General features: G+C 67.0%; 15 protein-coding genes. 6 read left to right on the top strand and 9 right to left on the bottom strand.

What is annotated here, in order from left to right; translation table 11 throughout:
• Positions 1-57 precede the first annotated feature (57 nt).
• Positions 58-1,020, top strand: a complete 963-nt coding sequence (locus CK944_RS06155; RefSeq protein ID WP_103172176.1) for an acetyl-CoA carboxylase carboxyltransferase subunit alpha — start codon at positions 58-60, stop codon at positions 1,018-1,020.
• Between the two features lie 427 nt (positions 1,021-1,447).
• Here the strand turns inward: CK944_RS06155 and CK944_RS06150 are convergent, their stop codons facing one another.
• The 3 genes from CK944_RS06150 to CK944_RS06140 are packed head-to-tail and all read right to left on the bottom strand — an operon-like array spanning position 1,448 to position 3,821.
• Positions 1,448-2,227 carry a 1-acyl-sn-glycerol-3-phosphate acyltransferase gene (locus tag CK944_RS06150; RefSeq protein WP_103172175.1) on the bottom strand — a complete coding sequence of 260 codons (780 nt, stop codon included), beginning with the start codon at positions 2,225-2,227 and terminating at the stop codon, positions 1,448-1,450.
• The gene (locus CK944_RS06145) at positions 2,224-3,150 is read right to left on the bottom strand and encodes an ABC transporter permease (RefSeq protein WP_103172174.1); all 927 of its coding nucleotides are present in this window, start codon (positions 3,148-3,150) and stop codon (positions 2,224-2,226) included. The genes CK944_RS06150 and CK944_RS06145 overlap by 4 nt, the downstream gene beginning before the upstream one ends.
• Positions 3,147-3,821, bottom strand: coding sequence for a cell division ATP-binding protein FtsE (locus CK944_RS06140; RefSeq protein ID WP_103172305.1), 675 nt, complete (start codon positions 3,819-3,821; stop codon positions 3,147-3,149). The genes CK944_RS06145 and CK944_RS06140 overlap by 4 nt, the downstream gene beginning before the upstream one ends.
• 83 nt (positions 3,822-3,904) lie before the next feature.
• On the opposite strand from CK944_RS06140, the gene CK944_RS06135 reads away from it, so the two are divergent.
• Positions 3,905-4,618 carry a zinc-ribbon domain-containing protein gene (locus tag CK944_RS06135; RefSeq protein WP_103172173.1) on the top strand — a complete coding sequence of 238 codons (714 nt, stop codon included), beginning with the start codon at positions 3,905-3,907 and terminating at the stop codon, positions 4,616-4,618.
• On the opposite strand, the gene CK944_RS06130 is transcribed toward CK944_RS06135, so the two are convergent.
• The 4 genes from CK944_RS06130 to argH are packed head-to-tail and all read right to left on the bottom strand — an operon-like array spanning position 4,619 to position 9,974.
• Positions 4,619-7,168, bottom strand: a complete 2,550-nt coding sequence (locus tag CK944_RS06130; RefSeq protein ID WP_239985979.1) for a DUF4175 domain-containing protein — start codon at positions 7,166-7,168, stop codon at positions 4,619-4,621.
• Positions 7,159-8,424, bottom strand: coding sequence for a diaminopimelate decarboxylase (gene lysA / locus CK944_RS06125; RefSeq protein WP_103172171.1), 1,266 nt, complete (start codon positions 8,422-8,424; stop codon positions 7,159-7,161). The genes CK944_RS06130 and lysA overlap by 10 nt, the downstream gene beginning before the upstream one ends.
• Complete coding sequence (locus CK944_RS23605; protein WP_188713847.1) at positions 8,425-8,574, bottom strand: hypothetical protein; 150 nt, start codon at positions 8,572-8,574, stop codon at positions 8,425-8,427.
• Positions 8,571-9,974 carry an argininosuccinate lyase gene (gene argH / locus CK944_RS06120; RefSeq protein ID WP_103172170.1) on the bottom strand — a complete coding sequence of 468 codons (1,404 nt, stop codon included), beginning with the start codon at positions 9,972-9,974 and terminating at the stop codon, positions 8,571-8,573. Before argH ends, CK944_RS23605 begins: the two co-directional genes overlap by 4 nt.
• Before the next feature lie 23 nt (positions 9,975-9,997).
• Here argH and CK944_RS06115 point away from each other — a divergent pair, with 23 nt between their 5' ends.
• On the top strand, positions 9,998-10,546 hold the full coding sequence (locus tag CK944_RS06115; protein WP_103172169.1) for a TlpA disulfide reductase family protein: 549 nt from the start codon (positions 9,998-10,000) through the stop codon (positions 10,544-10,546).
• Here CK944_RS06115 and CK944_RS06110 read toward each other — a convergent pair.
• A complete protein-coding gene (locus tag CK944_RS06110; protein WP_103172168.1) occupies positions 10,521-11,099 on the bottom strand; it encodes a DNA-3-methyladenine glycosylase I in 579 nt (192 codons plus the stop codon). The two genes, CK944_RS06115 and CK944_RS06110, sit on opposite strands and share 26 nt — an antisense overlap.
• Positions 11,100-11,249: 150 nt before the next feature.
• Between CK944_RS06110 and CK944_RS06105 the strand changes: the two genes are divergently transcribed.
• From CK944_RS06105 to CK944_RS06095, 3 genes are all read left to right on the top strand, one after another.
• Entirely contained in the window at positions 11,250-12,020 is a 771-nt protein-coding gene (locus tag CK944_RS06105) for an EAL domain-containing protein (protein WP_103172304.1), read from the top strand.
• Between the two features lie 100 nt (positions 12,021-12,120).
• Positions 12,121-13,293: an acetyl-CoA C-acetyltransferase gene (locus CK944_RS06100; RefSeq protein ID WP_103172167.1), complete on the top strand. Its 1,173-nt coding sequence runs from the start codon at positions 12,121-12,123 to the stop codon at positions 13,291-13,293.
• An 86-nt stretch (positions 13,294-13,379) separates the two neighbouring features.
• Positions 13,380-14,105 carry a beta-ketoacyl-ACP reductase gene (locus CK944_RS06095; RefSeq protein WP_103172166.1) on the top strand — a complete coding sequence of 242 codons (726 nt, stop codon included), beginning with the start codon at positions 13,380-13,382 and terminating at the stop codon, positions 14,103-14,105.
• 72 nt (positions 14,106-14,177) lie between these two features.
• Here the strand turns inward: CK944_RS06095 and CK944_RS06090 are convergent, their stop codons facing one another.
• Positions 14,178-14,342: a YdcH family protein gene (locus CK944_RS06090; RefSeq protein ID WP_103172165.1), complete on the bottom strand. Its 165-nt coding sequence runs from the start codon at positions 14,340-14,342 to the stop codon at positions 14,178-14,180.
• Positions 14,343-14,399 lie beyond the last annotated feature (57 nt).

Below are 14,399 nucleotides of genomic sequence, written 5' to 3'. Positions count from 1 at the left end.
GTTGCCGCGCGATCATATAGGGGCGCACACCCGAACACACCCGAAGGCACACCCCGCATGGTCTATCTGGATTTCGAAAAGCCGCTTGCCGACATCGAGGGCAAGGCCGAGGAGCTTCGCGCCCTGGCCCGCAAATCCGAAAACACCGTGGACGTCGAGAAAGAGGCCGCGGCACTGGACAAGAAGTCGGGCGAACTGCTGCGCGACCTCTACAAGACCCTGGACCCCTGGCGGAAGACCCAGGTCGCCCGCCATCCCGACCGCCCCCATTGCCGCGACTATATCGACGCGCTGTTCAGCGAATACACGCCTCTTGCGGGCGACCGGGCATTCGGCGACGACCATGCGGTCATGGGCGGCCTTGCCCGCTTCAACGACGCGCCCTGCGTGGTGATCGGGCACGAGAAGGGTAACGATACCAAGACGCGCATCCACCACAATTTCGGCATGGCCCGCCCCGAGGGATACCGCAAGGCGATCCGGCTGATGGATCTGGCGCATCGCTTCAATCTGCCGGTCATCACGCTTGTGGACACGCCCGGCGCCTATCCCGGCAAGGGCGCCGAGGAACGCGGGCAGTCCGAGGCCATCGCCCGCTGCACCCAGAAATGCCTTGAAATCGGCGTGCCGCTGGTCAGCGTCATCATCGGCGAAGGCGGATCGGGCGGCGCGGTGGCCTTCGCCACGGCCAACCGGATCGCCATGCTGGAACATTCGATCTATTCGGTGATCTCGCCCGAGGGCTGCGCCTCGATCCTGTGGAAGGACGCCGAACGGATGCGCGAGGCGGCCGAGGCGCTGCGACTGACCGCCCAGGATCTGAAGAAGCTGGGCGTCATCGACCGCATCATCGCGGAACCCGTGGGCGGCGCGCAGCGCGACCCTGCCGTCGCCATCGAGGCCGTGGGCCAGGAAATCGCCGCGATGCTGGCGGACCTGAAGGGCAAGAAGCCGGCCGACCTGATCCGTGACCGGCGGCAGAAATTCCTGGACATGGGATCGAAAAGCCTGGTCGCCTGATTGGCGACCGGCATCCAGCCTGTTCCACGCTGACTGGCCCGCTGAACCGATCCTGCGCGACGGCGCGGATAATTCCCCCAATGCGGCCGATCATCGCCCCGTGGGGCGAAGGCCGCCGCATGACATGGGGCATGATGTAAGGCCGGATCATCGGGGTGGAATCAAGCTTGATCGTGCCGCTGGTCCCGCCCTGCGCGCCGCGCGCCAGGCTGCGCGACGCCTCTGCCTCCTCAAGGATCCTTGCGCGCCTGTGCCAGCACGTCGTGTCCCTGCGGCCTCGGCACCGCGCCGCATTGTCCGCGTTCCACAAGTTCCGGCCAAGCCAATGCCGCAACGCCATCCGGCGCCGCAAAGGACTGCCCGCCGCCTGCACAGAGATCGACCGGGGGCGCCCGGACGGTGCGTGGCGATAAGGCCTGCCCGATCCTCAGATGGCCGGGGCGCGAAATCCCGCCTCGGCCATCAGCCGGTCGGAATGGGTCTCGACCTCGGCCTCCAGCCGGGGGACGAAACCCTCGGCCGGGACTTCGGGGGGGACAACGGGAAGAAACTCGACCACGGCGCGGCCGGGGCGGATGCCCCATCCCTTGCGCGGCCAGAACAGCCCCGTGTTGACCGCCACCGGAACCACCGGCAGCCCGGTCGCACCCCGGATCGTGCTGACCCCGTGCTTGTAGGGGCGGCGTTCGCCGGGCCTTGTGCGCGTGCCTTCGGGATAGATGATCAACTGGCCCAGCCCGTCGCCCGCGATCCTCTGGTTGATCTCGCTGGAGATGGCGCGCATGGCGTCCCGGCCCTTTGCGCGGTCGATGGGGATGCAGCCGACCTTGCGGGCATACCAGCCCATGATCGGCACATGCATCACTTCCTTCTTCATGATGAAGGCGCGGCGGGGGACGGCATGGGCGATGACCAGGATATCCAGAAAGCACTGGTGCTTGGCGGCGATGATGCAGTCTTCCGTGGGCGGCGTGCCGCGCACTTCGCAGGTCACGCCTAGGTGCAGCTTGGCGGCCCAGAGCATATATCCGATCCAGCGCGTCGCCACCCGGTTGGCGCCCGCCCGGCCATGCCGCAGCAGCAAGGGCAGGCCGAAGAGACCGATCACGACCGTCGCCAGCGCGACATGCAGATAATAGAGGGCGTTCTGCACATGTTGCCAGACCGACAGCGGACCGGGCACCGGCGACGCCGCCCGGCTGTTCATCGAACGGCCCCCAGCATCTTCAGCGCCGCCCAGCGTGTCGCAAAGAAGCCCACGGCGGCGGCCACGACCGGGATCAGCAGCGGCAGCAGCCAACCCCAGCCCTGAAAGCCCAGCCCGGTCAGGAACCCGCCCGCGGCATTCATGCCCGGCAGCATGGCGATCCCCGCCATGCCGCACAGCGTGCCGACCGTCGCGCCCACGGCGGCACGCTTGGTGAAGCGGCGCACGAAGGCCGTGGCGATGGTGATGTCGCGCGCGCCGATCAGGCGCAGCACCCGGATCACCTGCCCGTTCGCCGCCAGCGCCGCCTTGGCGGCCAGCGTGATCATGGATGCGGAAGCCGCCGCGATCAGCAACAGCGACACGATGCCCAGCATCCGCAGGCGGTTCGCCGCCGTTACCAGCGGGCGACGCCATTCGGTGTGGTCGTCAAGCGTCGCGGCCGGTGCCTCGGCCTCAAGCCGCAGGCGCAATCCTTCGGCATCGAAATCCTCGCCCGCGATGGGCAGGTCGATCAGGGACGGAACCGGCAGGGCATCGACCGGCATGTCCGGGCCGAACCAGGGGGCAAGCAGGCCGGCAACCTCGTCCGCGGGCAGCAGGCGGGGTTGGCCCGCCCCTGGCGTGGTGGACAGCACCTGCATCGCCGCCCGTGTCGCCGCGTCCTGTTCGCCGGATGGCGCGCTGACCCGGACCGTCACCGATCCCGCCAGTTCGCTGGCCCAGCGATCCGCCAGCCGCCCCGTCGCAAGCGCCAGGGCCAGGGCAAAGACCGCCAGAAAGGCCATGGCACCCGCCGAAAACAGCGTCAGATGCGCAGTAAATCCCGTGGGCGGCACGATCCGGTCGCCCGATCCGCCATCGCGCATCAGGCCCTGCCACAGCGCCCTCAGGTTCAAGCCCCGGAAATCAGCCCGCATCACAGATCAGCCCCCGCAAGATTCAATGTCCCGTTCGCGATCCGCAGCACGCGCGCGGCGACCTGCGCCTTGGTCGCGCGGATCAGGTTCAGGTCGTGGGTCGCGACCAGCACCGTCTTGCCCGACTTGTTCAGCTCGATCAGCAACTGCATCAGGCGGACCGACATGTCCCAGTCCAGGTTGCCCGTCGGTTCGTCCGCCAGCACCAGGTCGGGCGACAGGATCACCGCGCGCGCCAGCGCCGCGCGCTGCCTTTCGCCCCCTGACAGGGACGGCGGCATGGCGCGGGCGTGATGGGTCAGGCCCACCCAGCCCAGCAGGTCGCGCAGCGCCTCCATATCGACGGGCTGTCCCGACACGGACAGCGGCAGGGCGACGTTTTCGGCCACCGGCAGGTGATCCAGGAACTGCGTGTCCTGATGGACTACGCCCACCCGGCGGCGCAGATCGGCGATGCCGTCGCGCGTCAGTTGCCGCAGATCCTCGCCGAAGGCGACCATCTGCCCCGAGGTGGGCAGCAGGTCGGCATAGCACAGCCGTAGAAGCGTCGTCTTGCCCGACCCCGACGGGCCGGTCAGGAAATGGAACATGCCCGGCTGCAAGGTCAGCGTCATGTTCGACAGCAGTTCGGCCCCCCCGTGATAGCCGAAGCCGACATCCCGCATCTCGATCACGCGCACCCCCGTTCGTTCCAGTCCGGCTTGGAAGCCGGCCCTGCGCTTGATAGAACAGCCAAAAGGCGAATGCGAGGGCCGGCATGGCGGAAATACGGTTGATCTGTCCCGGTTGTGCTGCAGAATATCGCGTCCCCGACAGTGCCGTCCCCCCCGAGGGGCGAGAGGTCGAGTGCAGCGCCTGCGGCAAGGTCTGGCACGCCACGGCGCCGCTGGCCCTGGCCGAATTCCAGCCCCCCGCGGCCGCCCTGCCGTCCGGCGACCTGCCCCGCCTGAGCCGCCGCCTGCCCGACAGCGTGCTGGACATCCTGCGCGATGAGGTCGAACACGAACGCCGCGCCCGCGCGTCCGAGGACGGCGAAACCGCCGCCCCGGAACCCAAGCCCGCGCCTCGTCCGGCCGCCGATCCCGAATGGCCCGCAACGACCATCACCCGGCATTTCGATCCAAAGCCCCTCGAGCCGCCGCAGGCCGCCCTGCCCGAACCAAAACCCGCACGCCCGGCACCCGTCCAGCGGGTCAAGCTCCGCCCCGTCCCGGTGGCGGTTGAAAAACCGGCCCCGGAACCTGTCCGGCAGGCAGCCGCGCCGCAGCCACGGCCCGCGCGAAAGCGAGGTGGTTACCGTGCGGGGTTCGGTCTTGCCTTGAAGCTGGCCGTGGGTGTCGTGGCGCTGTATCTGGCGGCGCCGACGCTGGCGGGCCAGGGCGACTTCGGCGAAGGGCTGATGGATCTGCGCGCCGGCATGGACCAGGCGCGCCTGTGGTTGCAGGACCGCGCGGCTGCCCTGATCCGCTGATCAGAACCGGTCCAGCAGCCGGCCGAGGTAATCGCGCTCGTCCTGGGGACGTTCGGCCTGGCCACTGCGGCGGCGGATTTCATCCAGCAGATCGCGCGCACGCTGCGCCGGATCGACGCCTTCGGCCAAGGGATCGCCCCCTGCAATGACATTGCCGTTTCCGTCGCGCTGTCGGCCCAGGGGGTCCAATGCGGGACGCTGACCCATGCTCTGACCCTGCCCTGCCCGGTCACCCGCGCCGGGCTGCTGGCCGTCCTGTCCTTGCTGACCTTGTTGCCCTTGCTGGCCCTGCTGGCCTTGCTGCTGGGCCATCATGTCGCCAAGGGCGCGCATTCCTTCCCGCATCGACTGGATGGCATCGGCCTGGCGTTGCAGCGCGCCGCCGGTGTCGCCGTCCCGCAGGGCCTGTTCGGCATCCTCCATGGCCCGACCCGCCTCGTCCAGTTGGCGCCGCGCTTCATCGCCGCCGGGCGATCCCTGGCCCGGCAACAAGCCCTGCTGCTGGCCCAATTCCTCGCGCAGCTGCCGCTGACGGTCGGCCAGCCCCTGCGCATTGCCGGATGGCTGACCCATCTGGCCTTGGCCGAACTGTTCCTGCATGTCGCGGAACGCCTCGTCCGACAACTGCTGCTGCTCGCGCAGCGTATCGGCCAGCCGGTTCATCGGCTGGTTGCCGCTGCTGCCTTCCTGGCCCTGTCCCTGGCCCTGGGACTGGCGGACCTGAAGGTTCTCCATCATGCGGTTGAACTGTTCCAGCAGTTCCTGGGCCTCGGCCATGCGGCCCTCGTTCATCAGGCGCTGGATCTCGTCCATCATCTGCTGGATCTGGTCGCCGGTGATCTGCTGGCCCTGCTGTTCCCCGGTGAACCGTTCCGCCGGATCCTGCTGCTGCCCCTGCTGGGCCAGCATCTCGGTATAGGCGTCCGTCGCGGCCTTCAGCTCGTCCATCAGGCGCTGGATCTCGTCGGGGCTGGCGCCGTTGCGGATCGCCTCGGACAGCTTTTCCTGGGCTTGCCGCATCCGTTCCAGGGCATCCGACAGCCCGCCATCCTCCAACTTGACGGCCGCCTGCCACAGCGCCTCGGCCAGATCGTCGCGGGCCTTGTCGGTCAGCCGGTCGCCCTCCAGCAGCGTCACCGCGCCGCGCAGTTCCAGGTAAAGCGGCTGCTCGACGAAGCCCTGGGGCTGCCATGTCACCGCACGCAGGATCTCGGCGCTGCGCCCGGCATTGTCGCGCGACCACAGCAGGTCGCGCCGCATCTCGATCAGGGCGGCGGCCAGCGGGTTGAAGAAACGCCGCCCCGGCAGGACGGTCCGCATCGGCTGGGCCTCGCCCACCTGCTCGATCCCGTCCACCGCGCGCAAGGATACGCTGACCGGCAGGTTCGCCCAGGGGTGGCGGGACAGATCCTCGGTCAGCTGGCCCTGGATCTCGCGGCGGTCGCCCCGCGGCAGGGGCAGGACCAGTTCGACCGCAGGCCGGGGTTCGGGGTCGATGGCAAGGCCAAAGCGGCGATCCACGGCAGGCAGATCAAGCGCGATCACCGCCTGGCCGGACATGACGCCATGATCGTCCCGGGCGCTGAAATCCTGGACCATCTTGCCGTCGGCACGCCTGACGGGGGCCGCGCCTGCCTGGATCACAGGAACATTGTCGGGCAGCACCGTCACGTCGAAACGCCTCCCCGCAACCTCGATGGTGCCCGAGCTTTCGGCCCGGAAGCCCGGCGCCTGCGGATCCTCGCCCAGCGCGGGGCCGATGTCCTGGGTGACCGCCGCGCCCTGCCCGTACAGGCGGAAGGTCACCTCGCTGCCCTTGGGCAGTTCCAGCGGCTGGCCTTCCTCAAGCGCGTTCAGATAGATCGTCGGGCGGCGGGTATAGGCGGGGGGTTCCGCCCAGCCTTCCCAACTGGGGCCGGTCGGCACCGCATCGGTCGCCACGGGACGGGACACGGTTGCGGCCAGCGCCTCGATCCCCTGCCCCATCTGCGCCGCACCGCCGAAGATCAGCGCCATGACAAGGGCAACCAGCCCCGCCAGCCGCAAGGCAAAGGGATCGCGCCGCGTTAGGCCCGCATCGGGGCGCACCGCCCGCGCGCGCGATGCCCGCGCCCGCATCTGGGCCAGATGCGCCTGCCACAAGGCCCCCTCGCCCCCGATCGCCGCACTGTCGGTCAAGGCGGCCAGCGGACGGCCCGGCAGGGTCCGGTCCAGCCGCCCCATCGCATCGGCCATGCGGACGCGGCGGAACCGCATCCCGCCCCGAATCGCGACCCAGATCAGCAGCAACAGCACGGCCCCGGCAAGCCAGGGCAGCACCGGCAGCGGCACCGCCGCCACCAGGCCCAGCGAAAAGGCGGCGAAGACCAAGGCCAGCACGGTCGCCAGCGGCCAGAAGGCCCGCGCCGCCTGCTCCCAGACCATGCCCCAGCGGGTCAGGTGCAGGGCACGGGCGACGGGCCCCCTCTTCTGTGCGAAAATATCCTCGGGGGTCCGGGGGCCGACAGCCCCCGGCTGCGACGTCACAACGGGGTGCCGCGTCAAAGCCATTCCGGGATGCTATCCCGAGCCAGCATTTCCTCAAACGTCGGCCTTGCCCTGATGACGGCGAAGTGATCGCCGCTGACCAGAACCTCGGGCACCAGGGGGCGCGAGTTATATTCCGACGCCATCACCGCGCCGTAAGCCCCGGCGGACCTGAAGGCGATCAGGTCGCCCGCCGCCATCTCGGGCAGATCCGCGCCCTTCTGGAAGGTGTCCCCCGATTCGCAGACCGGCCCCACCACGTCGAAGGGCCGCACCGCTGCGCCGACCGCAGGTTCGCGCACGGGAACGATGTCGTGATGCGCGCCATACATGGCCGGGCGCAGCAGGTCGTTCATCGCCGCGTCCACGATCAGGAAATCGCGTCCCTCGCCTTTCTTCACATAGATCACCTGCGACAGAAGGATCCCGGCATTGCCGACGATGTTGCGGCCCGGCTCGATCTCGATCTCGCAGCCCAGATCGCCTACCGTCTCGCGGATCACCTGGCCGTATTCGATGGGCAGAGGCGGGGCGTTGTTGTCGCGCCGGTAAGGGATGCCCAGGCCGCCGCCCAGATCCAGCCGGGTGATGGCGTGCCCGTCGGCGCGCAAGGCCCGGGTCAGGTCGGCAACCTTGGCATAGGCCGCGCGATAAGGGTCCAGATCGGTCAACTGGCTGCCGATATGCACGTCCACGCCCACGACCCGCAGGCCCGGCAACGACGCCGCCTCGGCATAGACCTCTCGCGCGCGGGCGATGGGGATGCCGAACTTGTTTTCCGACTTGCCGGTCGCGATCTTCTCATGCGTCTTCGCATCCACGTCGGGGTTCACGCGCACCGCCACTGGAACGGTCGCGCCCATGCTGGCGGCCAGCGCCGACAGGGCGTGCATCTCGGGTTCGGATTCCAGGTTGAACTGGCGGATGCCGCCCTCGATCGCCATGCGCATCTCGGCCAGGGTCTTGCCCACGCCGGAAAAGACGATGCGGTCGCCGGGAACGCCCGCCGCCCTGGCCCGCGCATATTCGCCGCCCGAGACGACATCCATCCCCGCGCCCAGATCCCCCAGCAGCTTCAGGACCGCCAGGTTGCTGTTGGCCTTGACGGCAAAGCAGACCAGGTGATCGGTCCAGTCAAGCGCCTGGCGGAACAGCCCGAAATGCCGCGTCAAGGTCGCTGCCGAATAGACATAGACGGGCGTCCCCACCTTTGCCGCGATGCGCGACAAAGGCACGTCCTCGGCACAAAGCTGGCCGCCCTGGTAGTTGAAGTGATCCACCTACAGCTCCGTGATCACGCCCATCGTGGCGTGGCCGGAAATCGAGACGTTGGATTTCGGCGCGGTCTTGGGCGCCGTCGGACGTTCGGGCGGGCCGTCCACGCCGCAGGCCGCCACGGCTGCCACCGCCAGAATTGCAATCCACTTCATGCCAGCTTCTCCTTCCAGCGGGTAATCTGCGCGCGCACCTGATCGGGCGCCGTGCCGCCATAGCTTTGCCGCGAGGCGACCGAATTGTGAACGCCCAAGACGCCGAAGACTTTATCGGTGATCCCCGCATGGACCCCTTGCATGTCGTCCAGCGTCAGGTCGGGCAGGTCGCAGCCCTTCTTCTCGGCCAGGGCCACCAGCGATCCGGTGACGTGATGGGCATCGCGGAAGGGCAGGCCCAGTTCGCGCACCAGCCAGTCGGCCAGATCCGTCGCGGTCGAGAAGCCTGCGGATGCCGCGGCCTCCATCCTGTCGCGGTTCGCGGTCAGGTCGGACAGCATCCCGGTCATCGCGGCCAGGGCCAGCATCAGGCTGTCGGCGGCATCGAAGACCTGTTCCTTGTCCTCCTGCATGTCCTTGGAATAGGCCAAGGGCAGGCCCTTCATCACCGTGAACAGCGCGACCGTCGCCCCCAGGATGCGGCCGATCTTGGCGCGGATCAGTTCGGCCGCATCCGGGTTGCGCTTCTGCGGCATGATCGACGACCCGGTGGACCACTTGTCCGACATCGACACGAAGCGGAACTGGGCCGAGGACCAGATCACCAGTTCCTCGGCCAGACGCGACAGGTGGACGGCGCAAATTGAGGACACCGACAGGAACTCCAGCGCGAAATCGCGGTCAGACACGGCATCCAGGCTGTTGGCCATGGGCGCGTCGAAGCCCAGCGCCTGCGAGGTGGCATGGCGGTCGATGGGATAGCCGGTCCCGGCCAGCGCGGCGGCGCCCAGGGGCGATTCGTTCATCCGCTTGCGCGCATCCCCGAACCGCGACAGGTCGCGGCCGAACATTTCCACATAGGCCATCATGTGGTGGCCCCAGGTCACCGGCTGGGCGGTCTGCAGATGGGTGAAGCCCGGCATCACCCAATCAGCCCCCGCCTCGGCCTGCGCCAGGGCCACGCGGATCAGCGCCTGCAATGCCTCGATGACCGCGTCGCACTGGTCGCGCACCCACAGGCGGAAATCCGTCGCCACCTGGTCGTTGCGCGACCGGCCCGTGTGCAGGCGTCCCGCAGGTTCGCCGATGACCTCCTTCAGCCGCGCCTCGACATTCATGTGGATGTCTTCCAATTCGGTGCGGAAAGGGAAATTGCCCCCTTCGATCTCTGACAAGACGGTGAGCAGGCCTTCCCTGATCGCCTCGGCATCGGTATCGCTGATGATGCCTTGTGCAGCCAGCATGGCGGCATGGGCACGGCTGCCCCGGATATCCTGGGCGTAGAGCCGCCGGTCGAAGCCGATCGAGGCGTTGATCGCCTCCATGATCGCGTCGGGCCCGGCAGCGAAGCGCCCGCCCCACATGCTGTTGGCGGAATCCTGTTGCGGCCGGTCGGTCATAGGCGCGTCCTTCGGAGGTCTTCATGCTGCGTTCCGCCCTGCTTTATACGGCACTGCTTTTCGGTGCAAACGCCGCCTTCGCGGGCGCGGTGGACTGGCAGGCCGCCAAGGACGCGGGCCTTGTGAAGCTGGTCCCTGCCGAGGAACCGGCGCCGGTATCAGATGTCGAATTCACCGACCCCGAGGGCGGCACCCATACCCTTGCCGACTACAAGGGCAAGGTCGTGCTGCTGAACTTCTGGGCCACCTGGTGCGCCCCCTGCCGCGAGGAGATGCCCTATCTCGATGCCCTGCAATCCGAGATGGGCGGCGAGGATTTCGAGGTCGTGGCCGTGGCGACGGGCCGCAACGCCCCCGACCGCATCGACAAGTTCTATGAGGAAACCGGGTTGCAGAACCTGCCCGTCCTGCTGGACCCGCGCCAGCAGCTTGCCCGCGCCATGGGCGTGGTGGGCCTGCCGGTCACCGTGCTGATCGACCGCGAAGGCCGCGAGGTCGCCCGCCTGCTGGGCGAGGCCGACTGGAGCAGCGAACCCGCGAAGGACGTCATCCGCCAGCTTGTGGCTGACTAAGCGGGGCGTGGCGGTGGCAAGTGGTAAGATGGTCGTTCACCATGCCCGTTGCCTGCATGAAAGCATAGGTGATGACCGGCCCGCAGAAGGTGAAGCCGCGCTTCTTCAGCGCCTTCGACATGGCCGTCGATTCGGCTGTCGCGGTCGGCACCTCGGCCGCGCTGGCAAAGCGGTTCTGGATCGGCTGGCCGCCGACAAAGTCCCACAGGAAGGGCGAAAAGCCTTGCTGCGATTCGATCTCCTGAAACAGCCGGGCGCCCTTCACCGCTGATTCGATCTTGCCGCGATGGCGGATGATGCCGGGGTTTTGCAGCGCCCGATCAATGCGGGCATCGTTCCAGCGGGCGACGCGTTTGGGGTCGAAGCCGTCGAATTCCTCGCGGAAGGCATCGCGCTTGCGCAGGATGGTGATCCAGGACAGGCCCGCCTGGAACCCGTCCAGCACCAGCTTTTCCCACAAGGCGCGCGGATCGCTTTCCGGCACGCCCCATTCGGTGTCGTGATAGGCGACATACAGCGGATCGGTCCCGCACCAGGGGCAGCGGTCGGTCATGAAGCATTAACCCTTAATCCAGAAATCCCTGCGCGTTTACCGCAAATTAGGCGATTATTGCCACAACAGAACACGGAATGATTGCGGCACAAGGGGCCAGACGTGACCGACGCAAAGCTGCCTGAAAAAGGCTCTCCGCTGGAATATGCGATGGATCAGCAAAGCAGGCTGACCCTGCCGCTGGTCAGGCTTGCCGTCGAACGGGGAAACGGCGTCCTGGCCTTTCAACCGGTCGTGCAGGCCCAGCGGACCAACCGCCCCGCCTTCTATGAAGGCCTGATCCGCATCATCGACGATTCGGGGCGGATGGTGCCCCTGCGCGACTTCATGCCGGTGGCGGAAACCACCGAACTGGGCCGCCAGATCGACTGCCTGTCGCTGTCGCTGGGACTGAAGGCCCTGTCCGAGGAACCGTCCCTGCGCCTGTCCATCAACATGTCGGCGCGGTCCATCGGCTATCCCGCCTGGATGGACAGCCTGCGCCGGGGCGTTTCCGCCGATCCGCAGGCGGCCGAACGGCTGATCCTGGAAATCACCGAAAGCTCGGCCATGGGAATGCCGGACGAGGTGAAAACCTTCATGCGCGAGGTGCAGCGATACGGGATCAGCCTGGCGCTTGACGACTTCGGGGCCGGCTATACCTCGTTCCGCTATCTGCGCGACTTCTGCTTCGACATGATCAAGATCGACGGTCAGTTCATCCGAGAGATTTCCGATCATCCCGACAATCAGGTCCTGACACGGGCGCTGATGTCGATTGCGCAGCATTTCGACATGTTCACCGTGGCCGAGATGGTCGAGACGGCGGATGATGCCAGCTTCCTGATCGACAACGGCATCGACTGTCTGCAGGGCTATTACTTCGGGGCGCCGACCATTGCGCCGCCGTGGAAGTCCCCGCCTTCGGTCGTGTTGCGCTAGTCCTGTCTACGACTTTCGGGCGATCTGCTTGACGCCACGGCACGAACCCGCATCCTGTTCCTGATTCGCCAGTCATCTGGCTCAAGGGAAGGAGCTTATCGTGACCAAAGCCGTTATCGTTTCCGCCGCCCGGACCCCGGTCGGCAGTTTTATGGGTTCGTTCGCCAATACCCCGGCGCATGACCTGGGCGCGGCCGTCCTGGCCGAGGTCGTGGCCCGCGCGGGCATCGACGCGGCTGAGGTCGACGAGACCATCCTGGGCCAGGTGCTGACCGCGGGCCAGGGCCAGAACCCTGCCCGGCAGGCGCATATCAAGGCGGGCCTGCCGCAGGAATCGGCGGCCTGGGGCATCAACCAGGTCTGCGGGTCGGGCCTGCGTGCCGTGGCGCTTGCCGCGCAGCATGTGATCCTGGGCGATGCCAGGGTCGTTCTGGCCGGCGGGCAGGAAAGCATGTCGATGTCCACCCACGCCGCCTATCTGCGCGCGGGACAGAAGATGGGCGACATGCAGTTCGTCGACACCATGATCCGCGACGGGCTGTGGGACGCCTTCAACAATTACCACATGGGCACCACGGCGGAAAACGTCGCCCAGAAATGGCAGATCAGCCGCGACCAGCAGGACGAATTCGCCCTTGCCTCCCAGAACAAGGCCGAGGCAGCGCAGAAGGCCGGGCGCTTCGACGATGAAATCGTGGCCTATACCGTCAAGACCCGCAAGGGCGACACGGTGGTGGACAAGGACGAATACATCCGCCACGGCGCGACCATCGACGCCATGCAGAAGCTGCGCCCCGCCTTTTCCAAGGAAGGCTCGGTCACGGCAGGCAATGCGTCGGGCCTGAACGACGGCGCGGCGGCGGTCATGGTCATGACCGAGGACGAGGCGAACCGCCGCGGGCTGACGCCGCTGGCGCGCATCGCCTCCTGGGCCACGGCGGGGCTTGATCCGGCGATCATGGGCACCGGCCCGATCCCCGCCAGCCGCAAGGCGCTGGAAAAGGCCGGCTGGTCCGTCCAGGACCTGGATCTGGTCGAGGCGAACGAGGCCTTTGCCGCCCAGGCCTGCGCGGTCAACAAGGACATGGGCTGGAACCCCGACATCGTGAACGTGAACGGCGGCGCCATTGCCATCGGCCACCCGATCGGTGCCTCGGGCTGCCGCGTGCTGAACACCCTTCTGTTCGAGATGAAGCGCCGCGACGCGAAGAAGGGTCTTGCCACGCTGTGCATCGGCGGCGGCATGGGCGTCGCCCTTTGCGTCGAACGGTGACGATCTTGGCGCGCAATGATGTTGCGCGCCATTTCCTTGCCTTGTAGCAATATTGCCGGAACGACCAAACTTAAGGGGGAAGATCTATGTCCAAGGTTGCACTTGTCACTGGTGGTTCGCGCGGGATCGGCGCGGCGATTTCCAAGGCGCTTCAAGAGGCTGGCTATACCGTCGCCGCCACCTATGCGGGCAATGACGAGGCCGCGAAGGCTTTCACGGAAGAAACCGGGATCAAGACCTACAAGTGGTCGGTCGCCGACTATGACGCCTGCGCCGAAGGCATCAAGCGGATCGAGGAAGAGGTCGGCCCCATCGCCGTTCTGGTCAACAACGCGGGCATCACGCGGGACGCGATGTTCCACAAGATGACTCCGCAGCAGTGGAAAGAGGTCATCGACACCAACCTGACCGGGCTGTTCAACATGACCCATCCGGTCTGGTCGGGAATGCGCGACCGCAAGTTCGGGCGGATCATCAACATCAGCTCGATCAACGGGCAGAAGGGACAGGCGGGCCAGGCCAACTATTCCGCCGCCAAGGCGGGCGACCTGGGCTTCACCAAGGCCCTGGCCCAGGAAGGCGCGCGCGCGGGCATCACCGTGAACGCGATCTGCCCCGGCTATATCGCGACCGAGATGGTCAAGGCCATCGACGAAAAGGTGCTGAACGAACGCATCATCCCGCAGATCCCGGTGGGCCGCCTGGGCGAGCCCGAGGAAATCGCCCGGACGGTGGTGTTCCTGGCATCCGACGATGCGGGCTTCATCACCGGATCGACCATCAGCGCCAATGGCGGCCAGTATTTCGTCTGATCCACCCGCCCGAAACGACCACGGCCCGCGCTGATCGCGCGGGCCGCTTCAAATCTGTCACCGTTCAACAGGTCAGTGGGTCAGTCGGGAAATCTCTTCCTTGAGACGAAGTTTCTCGCGCTTCATTGCCTTGATCTGAATATCGCTGGATCCAGGGCTTCTTTGTTCTCTTTCAACGGCCTCGGAAAGCACTTGGTGTTTCTTGCGCAGTTCCTCGACGTGGGAAGCAACCGACATCGCGTCCTCCTGTATAGGTTGAGTCGAACAGGGGGATTGCAGCACAGGCCTGTGATT

Source organism: Paracoccus sp. SY (assembly GCF_002901215.1).
GTDB classification, from domain to species: domain Bacteria; phylum Pseudomonadota; class Alphaproteobacteria; order Rhodobacterales; family Rhodobacteraceae; genus Paracoccus; species Paracoccus acridae.
Note: the sequence above shows the minus strand (reverse complement) of the source record. Positions and strands in the feature narration are given on the sequence as shown.